Origin of the sequence: Enterococcus sp. AZ091 (genome assembly GCF_051714805.1) — a bacterium.
Classification (GTDB): domain Bacteria; phylum Bacillota; class Bacilli; order Lactobacillales; family Enterococcaceae; genus Enterococcus_D; species Enterococcus_D gallinarum.
The window spans coordinates 208512-228753 of sequence record NZ_JBIOSO010000001.1; the positions used below are offsets into that span (position 1 = coordinate 208512).

Genomic DNA, 20242 nt, shown 5'->3' on the forward strand with positions numbered 1-20242 from the left:
GCAATATAAACTATAATATCCTAAATTTAACCATAGCTCCCCAAAAATAATAACTAATAATAGAATTAGAATCACTGTCAAGCTACTAATTGATTACAAAAATACAATTAAAGAAACTACAAAAAGATTAGTTACAATGATGAATTCTTATTTTCCAAACTGTGAAATACTGTCCTTGTTAATTTAGAAAACTTAATAACAATCAGTTAAAAATACGCTATTTAGAAAATTAAACAAAGGACGTGCCATAAATTAGTTGATCACGCCCCCGCATCTATTACAAAACTGCTAAAATATTTAATGAATACATTAGTATTGATAAAACTAAAAATATCCAAATAACCTTGGTTGAATTGAGAGATTTTTTGCTTAATAACCAATATGCCAATAAAACTAAAACAACAGGTACTATAGCTGGCATAATAGGGTCTAACATTTCTTTTTGGAAAGATAGTTTCTTATCACCAATAACTAATTTGAATGGAACACCAACCTTTACAACACTAGGAACCAAGCCTCCTAATACTACTACACCAAGTAAAGTTGCTGATTCAGTTAAATCTTTCAACAATCCACCTACACTGGATACCAGTTTTTTACCTTCTCGGAAAGCAATTGGTAACTCAAAATATCTCAAAAATAGTATAATGAGAGATACTAATAACCAAAGTATTACACCTAATGGATTTCCTTCTAATCCCATATAAGCTGCTAGAGATCCAAAAATTGTTGGAATCACTGCCCCAAATAAAGAATCGCCTACAGCTGCAAAAGGTCCCATCATACTCGTTTTAATTGCTGCTACAGCATCTTTCGATTTGCTTCCATCTTCTGCTTGCAATGCTAAATCAATTCCAATAATAAATGCACTTAAAAAAGGACTGGTATTATAGAATTGCATTTCTGATTGCAACACACTTTTTAATTCTTTTTCATCTTTGTATAACTTTTTCAAAGCTGGATATACAGCTCGAACATATGCCACATTCATCATTCGTTCGTAGTTCCAACCTAGTTGAGCTCCAAACATATATCTTAAACTAACTTTTCTCAGATCTTTGCTACTTAATTTGCTAACATTAGATTTCATCATCATCAACCTCTCCGTTAACTACTTCTATATGATTGATAGTATCTAGTTTTGATTCTAATAAACGTTTATCTTGTAATTTTTTATAGTGAATAATAGCAGCTGCCAATCCTGCAAAAGAAATACCCATCATTGGAATATTTAAATAAGCGGCTAAAATATACCCAATAATTAAAAAACCGAAAAAATTCCTAATTGGCAAATAATGTAGTAAAATGGCAATCCCAACAACTGGTAATATAGCTCCTGCCAATTTTAATCCTCCCATTAACCAATCCGGTGCATAATTTAATACTGTATTTACTACTTCATTACCAAAAATTAAACATAAGCCTACTGGTATTGCACGAGATAATGCAATAGGAACTAAACTTAACCATGCTTCTAAACTAATCTTATGAAAATTTTCTTCTTCTATATGTTTATCCACACGATGTAAAAAATAAACCCCACAAAAACGAGCTAAAATATCTAATTGAACTAATAATAAGCCTACAGGAACAGAAATACCTATTGCAAATTCAATTCCTTTTCCACTAACAACACCTAATGCTGTACCAATGATTGCCCCTGTGCCAAAATCAGGAATTGATGAGCCACCAAATGTTCCTACACCTAAGACCATCAGTTGTAATGTTGCTCCTACTAATAAGCCTGTATTAATATCTCCCATTATAATTCCTGCTAGAAAACCAGAAATTGCTGGTTTACTTAATTGTAATCCTGACAGATAAGGATCTATACCTCCTAGTATAGCTAAACATATTAAAGAAAATATCTGAAAAAAAGAAATATCATTCATGATCAAACTAACTCCTTTATATTATTTTGAACTTTTCACTGCCCCAATATCTAGTATGCCATCTAACTTAATACCAAAAAAATCAGTTCCTAAATTATAACCATTTTTATCGATAACCTTCTTCCCACTATGAATAGCAGGAGATGATTGTTCCAATTTATATCCATCAAACACTGTATTCTGACTGAATCGATCATATGTCAAATAGTTAAAATTAGGTTTTACGGGACCATTTCCAGGAGAAACAAATATATTTGACTCTTGGCTATTTACTAATAAAGCAGTATTATCTGAGCTTGGTAAATTACTATAGTTACAATATAAATTATTGCTATAGATAATGCGATTATTCGGATTCCACTCTTCATTTACTGGTTGTTTTCCAGCATTGTATATAATATTATTCTCAATCAGAGCTGACCCAGTATTCATATCCTTTCTCACAAACGGTACCCCTTTATCTATATAAAAAATGTTATTATAGATATGGGCATCAGGATTATTAGGCAAATTCAAAATGCCTTTTTTATCATTTTGACTAATATTAAATCTGAATGTACTATTTACTGCGTTTTCTAAACAAAACATAACTGTTCCACCAGAATTTCCACTACTATAATTATATTGATAAATAGTTCCATCAGCCGAATCTGCATCCCATGCTTGACCATCACCATTTCCTTGATCTGCATTTTTTGTACAATATGCTTCATTATATTGGAATAATGCATTTTTACACTTCCACGGCCACATAGCTGCCGCAACACGTTGTGTGGCAATTGGATAGTCTGTTGTATTCATTTGCCTTCCTGCTCCATTAGAAACATTTCTTTGAATAATTGGAGAACTACAATACATCGTTACAATACCGTCTCCACCTGCATCTTCGATATAATTGTTTTCAATTAAAACATTTGTATTTCCATATTTTTCTATTAGCTCCTGGTCTATTTCTGCAGCATTTTGAAATAAATCAAAATAGGCAGAATATGCCACTGCAAGTCCTGTTCGGCTGACATTTTTAATTCTATTACCTTTAATGATAATATTGTCATACTTTGGAATGCCTGTTTTTTCTTCATTATCTGGAAGTTCAGAAATGAAATATATTCCACCATTAGCCATATGCTTATTGTATATATTCCCATCTATATCATGAATAAATAAATTTTCTAACACAATATTCTCAAGGGTTCCTTTATTTTTAGCAACACTTGCAACTCCGGTTCTATCCATTACTTTTAAATCATTAAAAGCTAAATGATCTGGTTGACTTTTTTCACGATCATTTGTTATCTCTATATTTTTAATCTTTATATACTCAACATCTTTTAATAAGATAGCGCTAGACACATTACCTTTATATTTATGCCATGAATTTGGTAAAGGTTTTCCATAATCTTGATACCAAACTCCTTTCCCATTAGTATTGATAATCGGAAGGTTCCCTCTATCACCATAATTACTGATTTCAATACATGCCTTTATATTTCCTGAATTTTTTATTTGTAAATACTGATCATCAAAAACCGATCCATTTTCTAATAAAACTTTATCCCCTGGATTTAATTTAAGTTCATTTATTTTGTTTAAACTTTTAAAAGGCTCCGATTTAGATAATCCTGAATTAGTATCACTCCCTCTTTGAGAACTAACATAGTAACAATTACCAATGGGTTTACTTTCAGCATGAGCGACTTTTGTTAACATAGATAAACTGATCAAACAGCAAGTTGCAATAAAATATATTTGGATTTTTTTTATATTCATAAATTCCTCCACATTCATTCATCTTCTAAATCTATTGGATTTGCTTCCAAATATTCATTTACATGTATAATATTTTCTCTTCCTTTATTTACCAAAGAACTATCTTCTCCTAAAAATTGATTATTAACAAAGCCTATAACCATTGGCATATTCATTCCTGCATATAGTTCTATTTCTTTTCCTTCTAAAATTAATTGAGAAACAACATTGCAAGGAGTGCCTCCCATTAGATCAGCCAGAACTGTAACTTTTTTCAAACCATTAATTGTTTTTTCGAAATTTACTCGAAAATCTTTTGCTGACTCTTCAGGTAATAACCCTACAGTATAAATATCTTTTTGTGTTCCCATGATCATATCGACACTTTTTTTTAACTCTTCACAAAATCGTCCATGACTAATTAAGACTAAATGACCCGTCATCTTTTCTCCTCCTACATATATTTTTATTTATTTAACAGAGACATAAAGTCATCTGCTTTGTCACTTGGAACCATTTGCGCAATTAAATGGACACCTTTTGCATTTAATTGGTTGAACGTTTCTACATCTTGATCAACAACATTAATTGATTTCGTAATTGATCGAGTCTCAGACGTTTGTGACATATTTCCAACATTAATCTCTTTTATTGGAACGCCCAATTCTACTAATTTTAATAATCGATCAGGCTTTCGTGCAATAATCAGTAAACGCTGTGAATCGTATTTTCCTGCTAAAATATTTTGCGCTGCTTTTTCAATTGGCAAAACGCTTAGTTTCACCCCTGCTGGGGTAGCCAATTTCAATCCGCTTTTTTCAATATCATTTTGAGCCACTTCATCATCCACAACCATAATTCGAGAAATATTCAATTTGGTTGTCCATAAATTGGCTACCTGTCCGTGAATTAAACGTCCATCAATTCTTACTCCAATAATACTCATTGTTCATCCCTCTTTCATTTCTTTATATAGTGGTGCTTTTAATAAATTGATTTCTGGTTCATAGGTGCCTTCTGTCTCAAAAATAACAATTTCATTCTTACCAACTTTTAGAAAACCGCTAGAGATGTACAGTGAAAGCGTTGGTCCTACTTCCCAAAAACGACCTATATTGGTCTGATTAACAAAGACAATTCCTTTACCAAATTTACTTAAATCAATAAAACAATCACCGACATTCTCTAAAAGAAACTCATATCGATAAAAACTTGGGTGTTGAGGTTGCCATCCTTTTGAATAATCCACAGTTTTACAATTCTCCAAAGGCAGTGAATATTGTTGCCAATTTGTAATAAAATGTAAGTCTGCCATTACTCCTGTTCTAATTCCTTTTTTTTGCGTTTCCGCAAAAAGTTTATGTCCATAATTGACACGTCCCATATTTTCAATCAAAATATCCACTTGATTGGTTTCTTCTGTCATACTAACTTGTATATCTTCACCTATTTCTGTTTGATATTGGGTAGCTTGTAATTTTTGATTCAAAAATAATTGACTGCGATCTCTGCCATCAATAACCCGTAATCGTTCTTCCTCTGCATCCCTCTCTATCATTGTTCGGTAAAGTAGATAACCTGTATTTTGTCCCAACTCTTCCATTGTCTTTGGATACTTTGATTGAACCGGTTGACTAATGGTATCTAAAGTCGCGAAAAGACTTACTTTATTCGTCAAAGAAATCTTTTTCTTTTCAATCGTGGGTTTAATGACAGGATCTAACTGCTTAATCTCTGGATAATTGTCATGAATCATTTTACGCAATGCATAATATTTTTCTGTTGGATTCCCCTGTTCATCTAATGGTGCGCCATAATCATAAGAAGTAATTTGTGGTAAATCAATCACTCCTCTTGCTGAACAACCATTCATAAACCCAAAATTCGTTCCTCCATGAAACATATATAAATTAATGCTTCCTTGTTCTAATACCTCTTTTACCGCTTCAGCGAGTTCCTGTGGATCTCGTTGAATGATTGGTTCTTTCCAACGATTAAACCAACCATCCCAAAATTCCATACACATCAGTGGCCAATTTTTATCATATTCTTTAAAAAACTGCTTCATAGAGTCAAAGTTGTCTTTTGCTTTAGAACCAAAATTACCAGTAACCAAAATATCATCTTCAATCATGCTTCCCGCTCGTAAAGTAGCCCTCCACGGTCCATCTGAAGTGAAAAAAGGAACTGTCACTCCTCGCTCACTCATCAAATCTCTTATCGCACGCAAATATTCCTTTTCTTCCCCAAAAGATCCATACTCATTTTCAATTTGAATCATCAAAATATTTCCCCCATTATCAAGTTGATGGGGAACAATCCTTTTCATCAAAACATCATAATAATCTGCTACATGTTCCAAATAAGCGGTTTCATTCCTTCGGATATGAATCGGTTCACGGAGTAGCCATGACGGAAACCCTCCAAATTCCCATTCAGCACAAATATAAGGCGATGGTCGCACAATAGCATATAATCCTAAGTCTTGAGCGATGGTCAAAAATCTCTCTAAATCCAATATCCCTTCAAAATGAAACTCTCCTTTTTGAGGCTCATGTAAATTCCAAGGAACATATGTCTCTACTGTATTAAATCCTAGTGCTTTTAAATTATACAAAGAATGTTCCCAATCACATGGGGGAATCCGAAAATAATGAATTGCACCAGACAGTATTTTAAATGTTTTTCCATTTAATAAAAATTCTTCTTTTATTTCAAATGTAGTCATCTGTTACTTTTCACCTCAATTACTTAATATACTTAGTATATTAAGACTTTTGTATTAAAAGTCAACAATTTTTTTTAAGTATGTTAATATAGATGCGAGTAATTTAAAGGGGGAGCTTATAATAAAACCGAAATATTTAGAAATCAAACAGGATTTAAAACAACAAATTGTAACCGGTCAATTTCATAATGGCGACCGATTCTATTCAGAATCAGAAATTATCAAAAAATATAATGTTAGTTCTATAACAGCAATTCGTGCCTTAAAAGAATTAGTTGCCGAGGGGTATATCGTACGTTATCAAGGAATAGGAACTTTCGTTTCACGTGCAAGAAAAGAAAAAATAGTAAAATTTTCTGATATAGAAATATTTTCATTTGACAATGATAAAACACACGTTCTTTCGATTAAACGCGAAAATAAAAAACAAATATTAGATACATTAAAATTATCAACTGATTCATATTATTATCAAATCGAACGAATTAGAGAAGCTAATGAAATACCTTATATCTACCATAAATCTTATTTGCCAGAACAATATATAAATTCTAATTATCCAGAAATTAATTATTACAATTCTATTTACAAACGTTTAAAATCAGACTACAACATTGATTTAAACGAAGAAAACTTTAGGGAAACAAACGAAATTTTATTCCCCGCTCCTAATAGTGTATGTAAAAAACTAGAAATAAATGAATCTGAGCCTGTCGTTTTTCAAACCAAATTATCCTGCTTATCTGAAAATAATAAACCTATAGAATATGTTGAAAGTTATAAAAAATGGAATTTCTATAAGATTCAACTCCTGTCTAATTAACTACTACTGAATTTGATTCTACTTTGTTCGTTATAGTAATTTTTCATAATTAAACTATATTAAAAAATGAGGTTCTTACTATGAAACATATCTCAGTATTGATCAAACCGGCATCTTCTATTTGTAATCTTCGTTGCAGCTACTGCTTTTATGCCAATGTCAGTTCCTTGCGGGAAGTCCGCTCGTTTGGCAAAATGAAAGAAGCAGTGACAGAGAAAATGATTGAAAATATTTATGCAGACTTAGAAGACGGCGATCAATTAACATTAGCGTTTCAAGGTGGAGAGCCAACGATGGCGGGCCTCAATTATTTTCGTACAGTGATCCGATTAGTGGCGCAACAACAAAAACAAGTGCAGGTCCATTATGCGATTCAAACCAACGGGACAATCATCAATGAGAAATGGTGTGCTTTTTTGAAAGAACACGATTTTTTAGTAGGCCTGTCCATCGATGGCCATCCACTTTATCATGATCTGAATCGGGTTGATCCGAAAGGAAGAGGCACTTTTCAGCGGGTGCTACAAACAAAACAGCTGTTTGACTACTATGAGATCGACTACAATGTACTTTGTGTCTTGACCAATCCGTTGGCAAAAGAAGCTAAGAAAGTCTTCCGCTTTCTAAAAGAGCAACAAATTGATTTTGTCCAGTTTATTCCTTGTTTAGATGATCTAGATGCAAAAGAAAGAAATAGTTATGCTCTCACACCAAAACGTTTTGCAGGATTTTACCACCAGCTTTTGCAGTTATGGCTGCAAGAATTAGCGGAGGGGCATTATATAAGTATCAAGCTTTTTGATGATCTTTTGAATCTATTGATCAAGCGACAAGTCACTGCCTGCGGGATTTTAGGAAACTGTCAGGTACAATATGTCATTGAAGCAGATGGCAGTGTGTATCCTTGTGATTTTTATGTGCTGGATGAGTATCGCATGGGGTATATTCAAGAACAGACTTTACGTCAGTTATTTGAACAGGACATTGCAAAAACGTTTTTGTGTGAACGGCCCGAAATGCCAAAGAAATGTCTGAGTTGCCCGTTTCAAAAAATGTGTCGTGGCGGCTGCAAACGAATGAAAGATGCCATCTATGTGGATGGGGACTATTGTGGTTATCAGCAACTGTTGCAGGAGTTTGTGCCGCAGATCGATCAGATTTTAGGTTTGTTACAGGGGGTTAGAGTGTGATTGGGATTATTTATTTTATCGTGATCGTGTTGGCAAATACAGTGGGTGCCGTTTCAGGCATGGGGGGCGGTGTTCTGATCAAACCCATTTTTGATTTTATCGGTGCCCATTCTGTTGCAGCCATCTCGTTTTATTCTAGCGTAGCCGTGTTTACCATGTCGCTGGTTTCGACCGCAAGACAGTTGGCTAGTGGACGTAAAATCAATTGGCAAATCGTCCTTTGGGTTTCAGGCGGCGCCGTCTTAGGAGGCATCTTGGGCAATGTCGCTTTTGATCACCTGCTGCTTTTATTTCAGAATGAAGATCAGATACAAATGATTCAGATCTTTTTGACCGTTGTGACACTGCTGTTTGCTTTCTTTTATACCAAATATGACTGGCCCGGATTCCAACTGAAAAATAACTTCTGGTATTGCTTCTGTGGTTTAGTCCTTGGTTTTCTAGCCAGTCTTCTAGGAATCGGCGGCGGACCGATCAATGTTTCTTTACTGATGCTGATGTTTGCTTTGCCAATCAAAGAAGCGACAGTCTATTCGATTTGTACGATTTTTTTCTCTCAATTGGCGAAAATCGTGACGATTGCTGGGACCACTGGATTTGGCCTCTATGACTTAAAGATTTTGTGGTTCGTGATTCCAGCCGCGATTGTTGGCGGTTTGTTAGGGGCAAAAGTTAGCAATGTTCTCTCACCCCAAAAAGTGACACTGGTCTTTCAGACAGTGATTTTCCTGGTACTAATCATCAATCTTTATAACTTCTATCAATTACTATAAAAGCAGATTATTAATTGGTATTTTTCTAGAAATATTGCAGACTGTAGACAAAAGACGTCCCAAACTCAAATTACGAGTTCGAGACGTCTTTTGTCTACAGTCTGAGACCGTGGCATTCACTCAGATCTTCCTCTTCATTCTCCCTCATTTCTTTTTCTTGTATAAACTCTACTTCTGACTCCTCAAAAAATTCAGAAAGAATTCGATCAAAAAATGCTCTTTCATTTTTAGAAAATGGACGTCCATCTTTTTTAGTCATCGTCAATACCATTTCTTTTAGAGAAAGTTTGATCGTATAGTTAATCCGATCATACGGATTATACGTATATCCATGTAATTTGAACATAATATGATTTTTCAACGAATACGAATCATATTTTTCTCTTACTGCCTCTTTACTAATCAGAATTTTGTAGGAATAAACCATTCGATTTTTTTCATTATCCAACATAAATTCACCTTGCTTTTTATTATATCCTAAATATTCTGTTATTCGTTCATAAGAACATCCTGCATAGACAACACCTACAATTATCCCCAAAACAGCTGCACCAATAAAATGATAAAGAAGAACCACTTTTTCCACATAGGTTCGATAGAAATTTGTCATAACGATCATCATGAATCCACTATTACATACGGCATGCATAAAAAATAATCGAAGAAAGAGAAGAGAAATCGTTCTCTTTCGAGCTATCCTTCTATAAAAAACATATATCCAATAGACATAAATGAATAAAGAAAGCAACAATAAAAACAATTTTAGAATAAACCACCATGAAAAATGTAGATAGATTAAAAAATCAAGCAAGCATAAGAGCGGAACAAAAGCAAAGAATCGATAGGAATGAGACAAGTATTCCCAAAATGTTCCTTGTTTTAAGCGTTCCATTTGTTGATAAAATTTCTTATCATCCATCATCTCCATCTTCTCCTACTCCTTTTCTTTTAATGATGCGGAAACTTGTGCATCTTTTAATTTCTGAATATGTGCCAACATCGGTTTATTCCCCTTCACTACAAGAAAAACGGTTCCCTGTTCTTTCCCTAAAGTGACTTCTTTTTCCAGATGTAACGGCTGTTTGTCTGGTCCAACAAATTCCCGTTTTTCTTTATCTATAAACTGAACCGTAATAAGATACGGTTTTGTTTGATCGGCATGTTGGAAATCCAGTTTCCCTCGATAGAGTTCGTTGATAGTTGTTTTTTGTTGACTTTCTTCTTGATTAGACTCTAAAATTTCAATCTCTAGAAACAGTTCCGGCTTCAGTTCTTCTGTAGTAGCTATGGTAGAAGGTTCCTTCTCTTCCTCTTTTGAAAAAAAGAGATTTCCTACAAACAAACCACTCTCTATGATCGTCAATCCAACCACTATAACAATAAAAACTTTTTTCACACGTATCCCTTCTTATTTTTTTCTATTTTTCCATATTTTCATCTATTTGACTACCCTTTTTCTTTTCCAAAACATTCATATACACATGATTTTTTCTTCTCTTGACAGCCATTTTCCACTCTTTCTAGTATTTATACTTCCAATGATAGGGCAAATGATACCCTTTGATCCATAGAAACGTTTTCTCTATGGGTGCTTCAACCAACTCAGATAATTCAAAAATAAATAGATTAGGGCGATTCTGACACAGATAACAAAGCAACTCAATTTTTTCTCGATTCTTCTTTTTTTCATCTTCTAAACGCCGCATTTCTCTCACCTTTTCATCTTTATTCTTCAAAACAATTTCTTAAACACAATGTCAAAAAAGCAGAAATCGAATGGATTTCCGCTTTTCTTCTATTTTAGTTTTTGATATGCTTTTTGTACGTTGACAAATCCAAATTATGCAAATCTCACAAATCCACCTTTGTCAACGTAGCGACTACTTTTGAAAAGTAGTCGTTTTTTTGTCGTCCGCCGGAACTACGATTTTCCGAATATAAAAGTCAATTTGATTCGACGTTTTCAATCGATATTTCCAACACTCACATCTTACATACATCGGTGGCCAACTCGCATGAGCCATCGTATGAAATGGCACATAATAGCTATTGTAACACCCGCGATTGCTTGTTATAAACATCTTTCCTTCACCCCTTCTTATTTTCTTCTACCCACAATTTAGTACCTTACCCCCCTTCTTACTCTTTCTTTCTGTAAAGGTTACTTGTGCAGTGTTTCAGACGCCTAAGCGTCTGAATTTGAGTGACTTTTCCAGCTATGAATCGGATCAAGAGATTCTGTTGTCAAAGAAGCGAAAACTCAGAAGATTTTCTAATTCATGCCTCAGTCATTTGGCTAGCATAACCTAAACCATAACCTGCCTGCTTCCAAGGGTAAAATGTATCAGCGTCAAAATTTTAAGAAAATTTTGAACCAAAAATGTAAAAAATAGAAACCCACGATTTTTTTCATTTTTTCGCTGACCCTTTTCAGCAGTCAGAACATGGTTTCGAGCCGGTTATGCCAAACGACCGACGCACGAAAAGAAAATCTACTCTGAATTTTCACTTTTGATCTTTGACAACAGAATCTTTTTTCTTGATCTTACAGCTAACTATGGCAGTCACTCAAATCAAGACCTTAGGGGCTTTGCCCCTAACACCCCAGCCAACTTACTCTACCGAAAAGGTAGGAGAGGGAGACACAACTCTCAAAGAAAACAAAAAATTTTATTTTAAGGAGGAGTCACCTATGACAACACAAACAAAAAACATACCATATCAAGTCGGAGACATCTTTTATAGCTCCTGGGGCTATGAACAAACCAATGTTACTTTCTGGTAAATCGTGAAATTAACGAAAAAAACGGCTTGGTTCAGACCTGTTAAGAAACAAACGGTAGACATTCATACCTCAATGAATGGGACGACTGCGCCCATACCAAATGAATTTATCGATTATCCACTTGCAAGAACAAAAGGCAGTATCGTTAGAAAACGAATCAATCTAAATCATCCAAATGAACTCTATGGCAATCGTAGTTGGGATACCTTTTACCGATATGACGGACAACCTGTATATGAAAGTAGTTACTACTAAAAGGGATCTTTCCCTCTTAGTTCAAAATAAAAAAACAAAGGAGTAATTGCAATGACAAACACAAATTCCATTCCTATCGTTGCTTGTTATGATCGAACCACCAAGGAGTAATTAGGATCCTTTGAACAAACGGATGAAAATATCGGGAACTTTTTAGATCAAGTCCCTAATCAACAATGGCTACAACAGATCTTGCCTTTACTTATTGCAAAACAAACAGGAGAAAGTCTGATTGAATCAGTTCCCATGCTTTCTTAAATCATTCACTATCACATACTCAATGGAAAACATCTTCCCTTGAGAGAAAGGAGAACACTTTATGTTTACAGATCTTACCCCATTTGGGGAACGCATTCAAAAAGACGAATTCGTGCAGCACTACATGGAATTATTCGAAGGTGCAATTAAAAAAATGTATGCCATTGATACCTTCTATCCTAAAGAACGCCAATATCTAAAAGCAGAACAACAAAAAATCACTTTGCTTTATGAACAATTTGAAGCAACTTACCAAAGAGAACCAGACTATCGCTACCTTTCCCAATGTTTAACACAAAATATTCTCAAAAAAGAACATCTTTTTGCTTCCCATGAAAAGAATCTTATGTCCGCAGAACACTTTGCGAATATCTACACCGATCAACTAAAACAGCAACACATTTGTACATTTGAGCAATTCGGTCATGATACTTTTTATATTCTAGAACGGGAACACTATCGCGCCATCACACGTTACAACGAACAAAACCAAGCCATTGAAGGCTATCCCGAATTACAGATTCAGAACAATTGCTTTTTACAACAACAATTACTCAAACAACTAACAAATGAATTTCACGAAATCTACCAAAATTACCAAATAAACTAATCGCTTTACTCCTCCCGTTTTTCTCGGTACCTTCGAAAAGTTGTTCGATTAATGCCGGTTCTTCGTGCAATTGCTGCTTCTGTTAATCCTTGATCATAAAGAGCAAAGGCATGCTGCAAGCATTCATCTTCTAACGTATATTTGGGTTTACGCCCCTTAAACCTTCCCTGGTGTTTTGCAATTGCTATTCCTTGTGCCTGGCGTTCTTTAATCCGTTTTCTTTCAGATTCTGCTTGATACTTATACAATTCAATCACTAAATTATTTATCAACCTTCTTAGATTCTCATCTTCAATCCCAGTCATAGAAGGTAAATTCAACACTTCTAAAGTCGCTCCTTTCTGTTGGATATGATCCATAATCGCTGTAAGATCTTTGTTATTACGTCCTAATCGATCTAATTCCGTCACAACAACAATATCGCCTTCTCGAATATAATCTAACAAAGCTTTTAATTGTGGCCGTTCGGTAGATTGTCCGCTTATTTTGTCTGAAAAGACCTTAGAAACGTCCTGTAGTGCTTTTAATTGCCGATCTAAGTGCTGTTCTTTGCTACTGACACGTGCATAACCAATTCTACTCATCTTATCTCCCTCTTTCATATAACATTCTGATAAAGTTGATCAATGGTTTCTTTGATTTTCTGTAAAAATTCTTTCTCACTTATTAACTGTAACTTTTGTCCCTCGCGTTTTAAGCCTAAAGCTGTCAACTTTTTTCTTGACAGATCCAAAGGATCCGTCAATTTTGTTTGATGATAACCAACAACCAGTAGAGTTGTCTGCTTTGTTACCGTATGTTGTACTTTCCAACCCACATCAGTCACAAGAGCCTGTGCTCGTTTTCTCGTCATTGAACTCAGACTTCCTGTAAAAACGACAAATTTTCCCTCTTTTCGCACGTAAAAATCACATCTATTTTGAACAAGTCTAATGAACACTCACAAAGACTGATTTAACAACAAAACAAAAAAGTTCAATAGAGTATACTCTACTGAACTTTTGTTACACAAATTATAACCGTTTTGGTTTCAGACTGTAGACAAAGTCCATTTTATGGATGATGTCTACAGTCTGGGAATTACCTTTATTTAGGTAATCCCTTAAAAAATTAATTATATTTATTAAAATCATTCTGTATGAATCGATTTCTTTCAAATAAGATGAAATTTTTTGTTTTCTAATCTGTAAATCTCATCGCAATATGCAAGTGACTTCTGTCGATGAGTGATCAAAATAACCATTCCTTTGTAGTGCTCTTGAATCACTTCAAGAATAATTCGTTCATTAAATGCATCTAAATTACTTGTAGGTTCATCTAAAATCAATACACTAGAAGGATGTAGCAATGCACGAACAACCTCCATTCTTTGTAATTCACCTGAAGACAGGATTGGTTTTTTAGCTGAAATCCTTGTATCTAAACCTCTTTCTAGCTGATTAATCTTATCTATTAAAGAAACTTTATCCAAAAAATCCAGTAACATCGACTCCTCTACTTTTTTTCTTAAGATTAGATTTTCTCGGATTGTTCCTTCAAATATTTGAGGATTTTGTGGCAAATAATTGATTTGAGAGCGTACAGCATTCGTACTTAAGATTCGCAATTCTCGATTATTTACCTGAAATAAACCTGAATCATAATTGTACCATTTCATTAATAATTTGACGAAGGTACTTTTACCTATTCCACTTGCTCCAGTAATTCCAATTATTTTTTTATTAGGGATAGATAACGAAGTTTGCGACAAAGCCAATTCGTGATTCAATGGATATCTAAAAGAAAGTTTTTTTACTTCAATTGATTGAATTTCATCAATTGGGCCATCTATCTCTTCTGAAACTAATGGCTCTTCGGCAAAAAAAGCAAATAAATTATTCGCTGCATTCATACTTTTGCTTAACGATGTGGAAAGATTACTCAATGCTAAAAAAGGACTAAAAGTGAAGGGAAATAATAACACCCAGACAATCATTCCTGATTGAGATTGGATTCCGGTATAAATTAATAAAAATAAAAAGAACAAAAAAACAATTAAGGTATACCCACTTAAAAAATGTTGGTTAAGTTTAAGTTGATCAATTTTTTTGTTGGTTTGATACTCCTTTTGAAACTGTTTATTTAGACGATCAAAAGCATACAAAAAAGCATTTAGCTGAAACAAAACCGTCTTCCCTTGAATAAATTCCAACATAGTTTGCTGAATCATACCTTTATTCTGCATTGCTTCGGAGCTAAACCTCGTCAGTTTTTTCTTTCGATAAAAGGGTAATATTACTCCCATGATCAAATAACAAAACAATACATATACGCCTACCCAGCCAAAATTCAGACTATAAATAATGACCAAAGTTATGCCATATACGAACGCTAATGCAACTGGAACGATAGTATGAGCAAAGAAAACTTCGATCAATTCAATATCCGTATTCATTAACTTTAAAATTTTTCCACTCTCTTTATCATCTAGTTTAGCTGGTGCTAATTGTCGTAATTTACGATAGACTTGATTACGCAAATCAGACAACAAATGAAAGGCAACCAAATGGCCTAAATACTGTTCCAAAAAACTCGCTAATCCAATAAAAAGAGCTACCAAACAAGTAAAAATCATTAATGACCAATTGGTAGTTTGCTGAATAAATATATTTAATAAAATATAAATAACCAGTAATTGGGCAAATACAGCTCCTAAACTACACAAAAAACTTCCAAATAAAGCAGGTAGTAATGGGCGCGTTAAACAAAGTAATTTTCTAATCATTTCCTTCACCACCTTGCAGTTGCAGACGATTAGCTTCAACTAATTTCCTATAATTTTTATCAGTATCAAATAATTTAGAATGTGTTGAAACCTCAAGATTATGTTCATCTAAGAATAACACTTGATCCATTTGCTGAATATCAATCCAATTGTGAGTGATTACTAAAACTATTTTTTTTCGGCTTAATTGCTTCATTGCTTGCAAGATTTGCTGACTATTGCTTGCATCAATATTTGAGGTGACTTCATCAAATATATAAACTTCTTTATCTGCTAGAACTAAACGAGCAAAAGCAATTTGCTGCCTCTGACCCGGCGATAACAAACGTCCGTTTTCCCCTACTTGTGTTTGAAAACCCAGAGACAAGCTTTTGACAAATTGACAAAGTTGATAGTTTTCTAATATTGATTGCCAATCGGGACTCGTCGTTCCAAAACAAAGGTTCTCTTCAATGGTTCCTTGAAAAAGGTAGGCATTACTACCTAAATACCCTATAGATTGCTGTAATTGACCAATATTTTCATCTGTCACAAGCTTATCATTCATGTAAATTTTGCCGTTTCGTGAAATTTGTTCTCCCATGAGAATTTTAGCAAGGGTACTCTTTCCACTTCCGTTTTCTCCAGTTAATCCATAAAGTTTACCTACATGCAACTTAAATGATACTTTATTCAAAATAGTTCGCTTATCAGAATAATCAAAGTTTACTTCTTTAACCATCAGAGACTGTATAGGTGTCGTCAAGGTTTCATTAAAAATATACTTTTTTGTCTCTACTTTTTGATTAATAACTCTATAAATACTTGTTAAAGCAGGTTTTGAAGATTTAACAATGTGAAAAAAATAACCAATTTCTTTTCCGGACATCATAAAACGCATAAAATAAATACTGATACTTATTGCTAAAGCCATTGAAATAGTGCCATTTTGCCATTGAAAATAAGTAGAAAAAACACCAATTACTAACATCAAATACAAAATAGCATTCAATATAAATAAAGATTGTAGTTGATAAAACAAAACTTCCATCGTTTTCTTCCGATAGAATTCCGATTCTTGCTCAAAGTCTTGTTGATATTTCTCATCTACTTGATACATAATTAATGTGTTCATTCCAGATAAATCATCCAAAAAACGTTTTCCAAGAGTCTTAAAGCTTCCAAGATGGCGCTTATTCGTTTGATCACCTCGTTTACTTTGTATCTTCATCAATCCACTAATAAACAGTAAGGCAATTAATGGATAAATAAATAGGGAACTTTTGAACCATATGTCATAAATCAATAAACCGCTATATCCAATCACAAATTTTATACAAGCTGGAAAAAATACTTGATAAAATACATCTAGACGTTCCAACCCTTTTAAATCATTTTGAAGTACCTGAGACAAATTTGTTTCTTCTGAATAAAATATTTGTTTTAAATAGGCTTCTTTTATTTCTTTTTTTGCTTGATAAGACCAACGATTGACTGTTTTTGATTTCCAAAACAATAAATAAGCTAATTCTAGAAAAATAATCAGAATAGTTGTGATTAGTAAACCCTTGACTAGACGTTGTTCAAAAATAAGGACCAACCCTGAATACAAAAGAAAACACATGATTAAATTAGGTAGCCATTCAAACAATCCTTGAATAAAGGTCCATTTGCGTTCTTTTTTCCCTTGACTTAATAACTTTGTAATCACTGAACTTCCTCCAAATATAAATCTAAAACTTTTCTTTTTTGTGAACTCCTCAATTGAAGTGCAGAAACCGAAAAAACTTCTTTAATTAATTTTGAGCAAAGAACTGTTTCTGTTTTCCCTGCTTCGACAATGTGTCCATGATTTAGGACAATCGTTTCATCTGCATAAGACATCACTTGATTGAGATCATGCAAAACTGCACAAACTGTTAATTCTTCTTTATCCACTAATTGTTTAAGCAGTTCTAATAATTCCAATTGAAAACGAATATCTAAATAAGTCGTTGGCTCATCTAATAAAATCACTTCAGGTTCTTGGGCTAAAGCCAAAGCCAACCACACTCTTTGTTGTTGACCACCAGACAGATGTTCAATTTTTTCGTTTCTTAAAGAACTTAAGTTTACTCTTTCTAAAGCTAACTCAACGGCTACAGAATCTTGCGGATCTTGTCGATAATCAGAAAAAAAAGATCGGTATGGAATTCTTCCCATACGAACAATTTCTTCGACTGTTAATGAAGGAATTGCTTCATTTTTTTGTTGAACAATCGACAATTTTTGTGCTCTTTTACGACTAGATAATTGCAAAAGATTTTTCCCTTGAAAATAAACTTGTCCCTGATTAGGAACAAGCTCACCACTTAAACATTTAAAAAGAGTACTTTTCCCAGATCCATTTGGTCCAACTAAAGCTGTAAATTTTTTTGAAAATATTTGACAAGACACATTCGCTAGAATAGGATCTGAATACTTATTATATGAAAACTGGAGTTGATTAGCTTCAAATACGGCATCATTCATCAAACAGCACGTCCTTTCTTTTGAACAGATAATAAATACAGAAAGAATGGCCCTCCTACTATCGACATGACCGTCCCAATCGGTATCTCCATTGGTGAAATAATCATTCGAGCAATGAAATCTGCAAAAACAGCGACAATAGCCCCAATTAAGAGTGTATAGGGGAACAACTTATATAAATTCCCACCAACGAGCAATCGTACTAAATGAGGGACAATTAATCCGACAAACCCAATTAATCCAACTTGTGATACTGTAATTCCAGCTAAAAATACACCTAAAATAGCTGTCAATACTCGATAAGTACGGACAGATAGACCTAAACTATAAACCGTTGAATCTGATAAATTTAATACATTAATTTTAGGTAGTAAAATGACTATTAGCAGATAGACAGGTAGTGAGTAACCTAAAACTAATAATACTTGGTTCCAGGTTTTTCCACTTAAATCACCATTTAACCAAGTAATGACCCCATGTAGTCGGTCACTAAACATGGTCATTAGTACTGATTGAAAACCTCCGATGACCGCATTAACTGCCACTCCAGATAATACTAATCGAATAGGTGATAACTCTCTTTCCCAAGAAAAAAGAAGAATGCTAAAAAAAGCTAGCATTCCACCTAAAAAAGCAACTATCGGTACCAAAGCGGTCCCAACTGGAAACAAAATTAAAATAACTGTAGCTCCTAAAGCCGCTCCTGAACTAATTCCTAATATCCCGGGATCAGCTAAAGGATTCTTTAAAACAGTCTGTAAAAGCAGACCTGATACAGCTAAATTCATGCCTGAAAGTAAAGAAAGTGCCACTCTAGGAAGACGAATATTCATTAAAATAACAAAGTTATTCGTCTGATTCCCTCGAAGAATATCGATAAATTCTTCGAGGGAAATTTTTACACTACCAAATAAAATACTCGTAAGACAAAAAGTCACTAAAATTAACAACAAAAATAATAGAAGACTCACATGATTTCGTTTCATTTACTCAGGACTTCCATCTAATAAAAGATTTTTTAAGTTTGCTAATGTATCAATGACATGGATATTTCCTGTGACTGGATACGTTTTATCGTCTAAAGCATAGGTATGATTTTCTTGGACGGCTGTTGTTTGTTGCCATAACTCTTTTTGCATTTCTGCTTTAAAGGCTTGGGCTGCCTGTTCTTTATGCCCATGTGCCAAAGTTAAAATATAATCAGGATTTTCAGCAACTACTGTTTCCAAACTGAAATCAACATAAGGACGTGGCGCTTGCGCAATTTTATCAGCTACATTGTCAACACCTAATTTTTCTAACAAACTACCTAAATAAGAGTTTTTAGTAGCCAACTTGTAGCTTTCTCCAGTTCCAAATAATACCGCTAACTTTTTCCCTTTCAATTTTTCAATTCCTGACAAGGCATCCATTTCCTGTTTTTGCAAGTCAGCAACGATTTCTTTTGCTTGATCTTCCTTGTGGAATATTTTTCCAATCTGTTCGATACTCGTTAAGATACCTTCGTAGCTACTATTATTTAAATAAACTGTTTCAATCGACTGATCAGCCATTGCTTGCTGACTAAGTTCAGCTAATGCTTGATCACCAATAAAAAGATCTGGCTCTAAACTTACAACTTTTTCCATATTCAATTGTCTTGGTTGACCCACTCGTTCGCTATCGTTATACATAGTTGGAATACCGTCTTGATCTGTCACTCCTACCACAGGAATTTCAAATTCTGCTAAATATTCTGCTACAGAACTTGTACCAGCAATAACACTTTGATAAGGGAGCTCTTTATCACTTTCTTCCGTTTCTATTTGTACACTTGTTGATTGACTCACTTCGTTTGATTGACTGGTCTTATCTATTTGTTGGCCACAAGCTGTCAATGAAATTAATACTAAACTGGCTAATACGAAATAAATTCTTTTCACGAT

The 20242-nt window shown here is 34.0% G+C and carries 21 protein-coding genes; 5 read left to right on the forward strand and 16 right to left on the reverse strand.

All coding sequences use genetic code 11. The annotated features are described in order from the left end of the window. Window positions 1-277: 277 nt before the first annotated feature. The 6 genes from IGJ28_RS00920 to IGJ28_RS00945 are packed head-to-tail and all read right to left on the reverse strand — an operon-like array spanning window position 278 to window position 6369. Window positions 278-1096 carry a PTS system mannose/fructose/sorbose family transporter subunit IID gene (locus tag IGJ28_RS00920; RefSeq protein WP_396336506.1) on the reverse strand — a complete coding sequence of 273 codons (819 nt, stop codon included), beginning with the start codon at window positions 1094-1096 and terminating at the stop codon, window positions 278-280. Then, window positions 1080-1892, reverse strand: coding sequence for a PTS mannose/fructose/sorbose/N-acetylgalactosamine transporter subunit IIC (locus IGJ28_RS00925; RefSeq protein ID WP_002364110.1), 813 nt, complete (start codon window positions 1890-1892; stop codon window positions 1080-1082). Before IGJ28_RS00925 ends, IGJ28_RS00920 begins: the two co-directional genes overlap by 17 nt. 21 nt (window positions 1893-1913) lie before the next feature. After that, the gene (locus IGJ28_RS00930) at window positions 1914-3662 is read right to left on the reverse strand and encodes a hypothetical protein (RefSeq protein WP_205943860.1); all 1749 of its coding nucleotides are present in this window, start codon (window positions 3660-3662) and stop codon (window positions 1914-1916) included. A gap of 14 nt (window positions 3663-3676) precedes the next feature. Beyond that, window positions 3677-4084, reverse strand: a complete 408-nt coding sequence (locus IGJ28_RS00935) for a PTS sugar transporter subunit IIA (protein WP_137264877.1) — start codon at window positions 4082-4084, stop codon at window positions 3677-3679. A gap of 23 nt (window positions 4085-4107) precedes the next feature. Next, window positions 4108-4587 carry a PTS system mannose/fructose/N-acetylgalactosamine-transporter subunit IIB gene (locus IGJ28_RS00940; RefSeq protein WP_077454256.1) on the reverse strand — a complete coding sequence of 160 codons (480 nt, stop codon included), beginning with the start codon at window positions 4585-4587 and terminating at the stop codon, window positions 4108-4110. A 3-nt stretch (window positions 4588-4590) separates the two neighbouring features. Next, window positions 4591-6369, reverse strand: coding sequence for a glycoside hydrolase family 35 protein (locus IGJ28_RS00945; protein WP_170081055.1), 1779 nt, complete (start codon window positions 6367-6369; stop codon window positions 4591-4593). A 118-nt stretch (window positions 6370-6487) separates the two neighbouring features. On the opposite strand from IGJ28_RS00945, the gene IGJ28_RS00950 reads away from it, so the two are divergent. From IGJ28_RS00950 to IGJ28_RS00960, 3 genes are all read left to right on the forward strand, one after another. Next, a complete protein-coding gene (locus tag IGJ28_RS00950; RefSeq protein WP_137264879.1) occupies window positions 6488-7192 on the forward strand; it encodes a GntR family transcriptional regulator in 705 nt (234 codons plus the stop codon). Window positions 7193-7272: 80 nt separating this feature from the next. Beyond that, entirely contained in the window at window positions 7273-8382 is a 1110-nt protein-coding gene (locus IGJ28_RS00955) for a radical SAM/SPASM domain-containing protein (protein ID WP_252712526.1), read from the forward strand. Continuing rightward, window positions 8379-9155 carry a sulfite exporter TauE/SafE family protein gene (locus tag IGJ28_RS00960; RefSeq protein ID WP_170081057.1) on the forward strand — a complete coding sequence of 259 codons (777 nt, stop codon included), beginning with the start codon at window positions 8379-8381 and terminating at the stop codon, window positions 9153-9155. The genes IGJ28_RS00955 and IGJ28_RS00960 overlap by 4 nt, the downstream gene beginning before the upstream one ends. 94 nt (window positions 9156-9249) lie before the next feature. On the opposite strand, the gene IGJ28_RS00965 is transcribed toward IGJ28_RS00960, so the two are convergent. The 3 genes from IGJ28_RS00965 to IGJ28_RS00975 all read right to left on the reverse strand — a co-directional run bounded on the left by IGJ28_RS00965 (window position 9250) and on the right by IGJ28_RS00975 (window position 10891). Then, window positions 9250-9741: a hypothetical protein gene (locus tag IGJ28_RS00965; RefSeq protein WP_438845086.1), complete on the reverse strand. Its 492-nt coding sequence runs from the start codon at window positions 9739-9741 to the stop codon at window positions 9250-9252. A gap of 348 nt (window positions 9742-10089) precedes the next feature. After that, window positions 10090-10551 (reverse strand): hypothetical protein, encoded by a 462-nt coding sequence (locus IGJ28_RS00970; protein ID WP_170081058.1) that lies wholly within the window; start codon window positions 10549-10551, stop codon window positions 10090-10092. A gap of 124 nt (window positions 10552-10675) precedes the next feature. After that, the gene (locus tag IGJ28_RS00975; protein WP_438845087.1) at window positions 10676-10891 is read right to left on the reverse strand and encodes a hypothetical protein; all 216 of its coding nucleotides are present in this window, start codon (window positions 10889-10891) and stop codon (window positions 10676-10678) included. 1052 nt (window positions 10892-11943) lie between these two features. Here IGJ28_RS00975 and IGJ28_RS00980 point away from each other — a divergent pair. Both IGJ28_RS00980 and IGJ28_RS00985 read left to right on the forward strand, forming a co-directional pair. Continuing rightward, window positions 11944-12195, forward strand: a complete 252-nt coding sequence (locus IGJ28_RS00980; protein WP_240943322.1) for a hypothetical protein — start codon at window positions 11944-11946, stop codon at window positions 12193-12195. Window positions 12196-12514: 319 nt separating this feature from the next. Beyond that, window positions 12515-13063, forward strand: coding sequence for a hypothetical protein (locus IGJ28_RS00985; protein ID WP_252712529.1), 549 nt, complete (start codon window positions 12515-12517; stop codon window positions 13061-13063). Window positions 13064-13068: 5 nt separating this feature from the next. Here the strand turns inward: IGJ28_RS00985 and IGJ28_RS00990 are convergent, their stop codons facing one another. The 7 genes from IGJ28_RS00990 to IGJ28_RS01020 form a co-directional block, all read right to left on the reverse strand. Beyond that, window positions 13069-13647 carry a recombinase family protein gene (locus tag IGJ28_RS00990; protein WP_170081061.1) on the reverse strand — a complete coding sequence of 193 codons (579 nt, stop codon included), beginning with the start codon at window positions 13645-13647 and terminating at the stop codon, window positions 13069-13071. Between the two features lie 14 nt (window positions 13648-13661). Further along, window positions 13662-14003 carry a BRCT domain-containing protein gene (locus IGJ28_RS00995; protein WP_317738541.1) on the reverse strand — a complete coding sequence of 114 codons (342 nt, stop codon included), beginning with the start codon at window positions 14001-14003 and terminating at the stop codon, window positions 13662-13664. 213 nt (window positions 14004-14216) lie between these two features. After that, window positions 14217-15827 carry an amino acid ABC transporter ATP-binding/permease protein gene (locus IGJ28_RS01000; RefSeq protein WP_170081063.1) on the reverse strand — a complete coding sequence of 537 codons (1611 nt, stop codon included), beginning with the start codon at window positions 15825-15827 and terminating at the stop codon, window positions 14217-14219. Then, window positions 15820-17517, reverse strand: coding sequence for an ATP-binding cassette domain-containing protein (locus tag IGJ28_RS01005; protein WP_170081064.1), 1698 nt, complete (start codon window positions 17515-17517; stop codon window positions 15820-15822). Before IGJ28_RS01005 ends, IGJ28_RS01000 begins: the two co-directional genes overlap by 8 nt. Beyond that, window positions 17514-18317: an ABC transporter ATP-binding protein gene (locus IGJ28_RS01010; protein ID WP_170081065.1), complete on the reverse strand. Its 804-nt coding sequence runs from the start codon at window positions 18315-18317 to the stop codon at window positions 17514-17516. Before IGJ28_RS01010 ends, IGJ28_RS01005 begins: the two co-directional genes overlap by 4 nt. Then, complete coding sequence (locus IGJ28_RS01015) at window positions 18317-19303, reverse strand: FecCD family ABC transporter permease (RefSeq protein WP_170081066.1); 987 nt, start codon at window positions 19301-19303, stop codon at window positions 18317-18319. Before IGJ28_RS01015 ends, IGJ28_RS01010 begins: the two co-directional genes overlap by 1 nt. Next, on the reverse strand, window positions 19304-20239 hold the full coding sequence (locus tag IGJ28_RS01020; RefSeq protein WP_170081067.1) for an ABC transporter substrate-binding protein: 936 nt from the start codon (window positions 20237-20239) through the stop codon (window positions 19304-19306). Window positions 20240-20242: the final 3 nt, after the last annotated feature.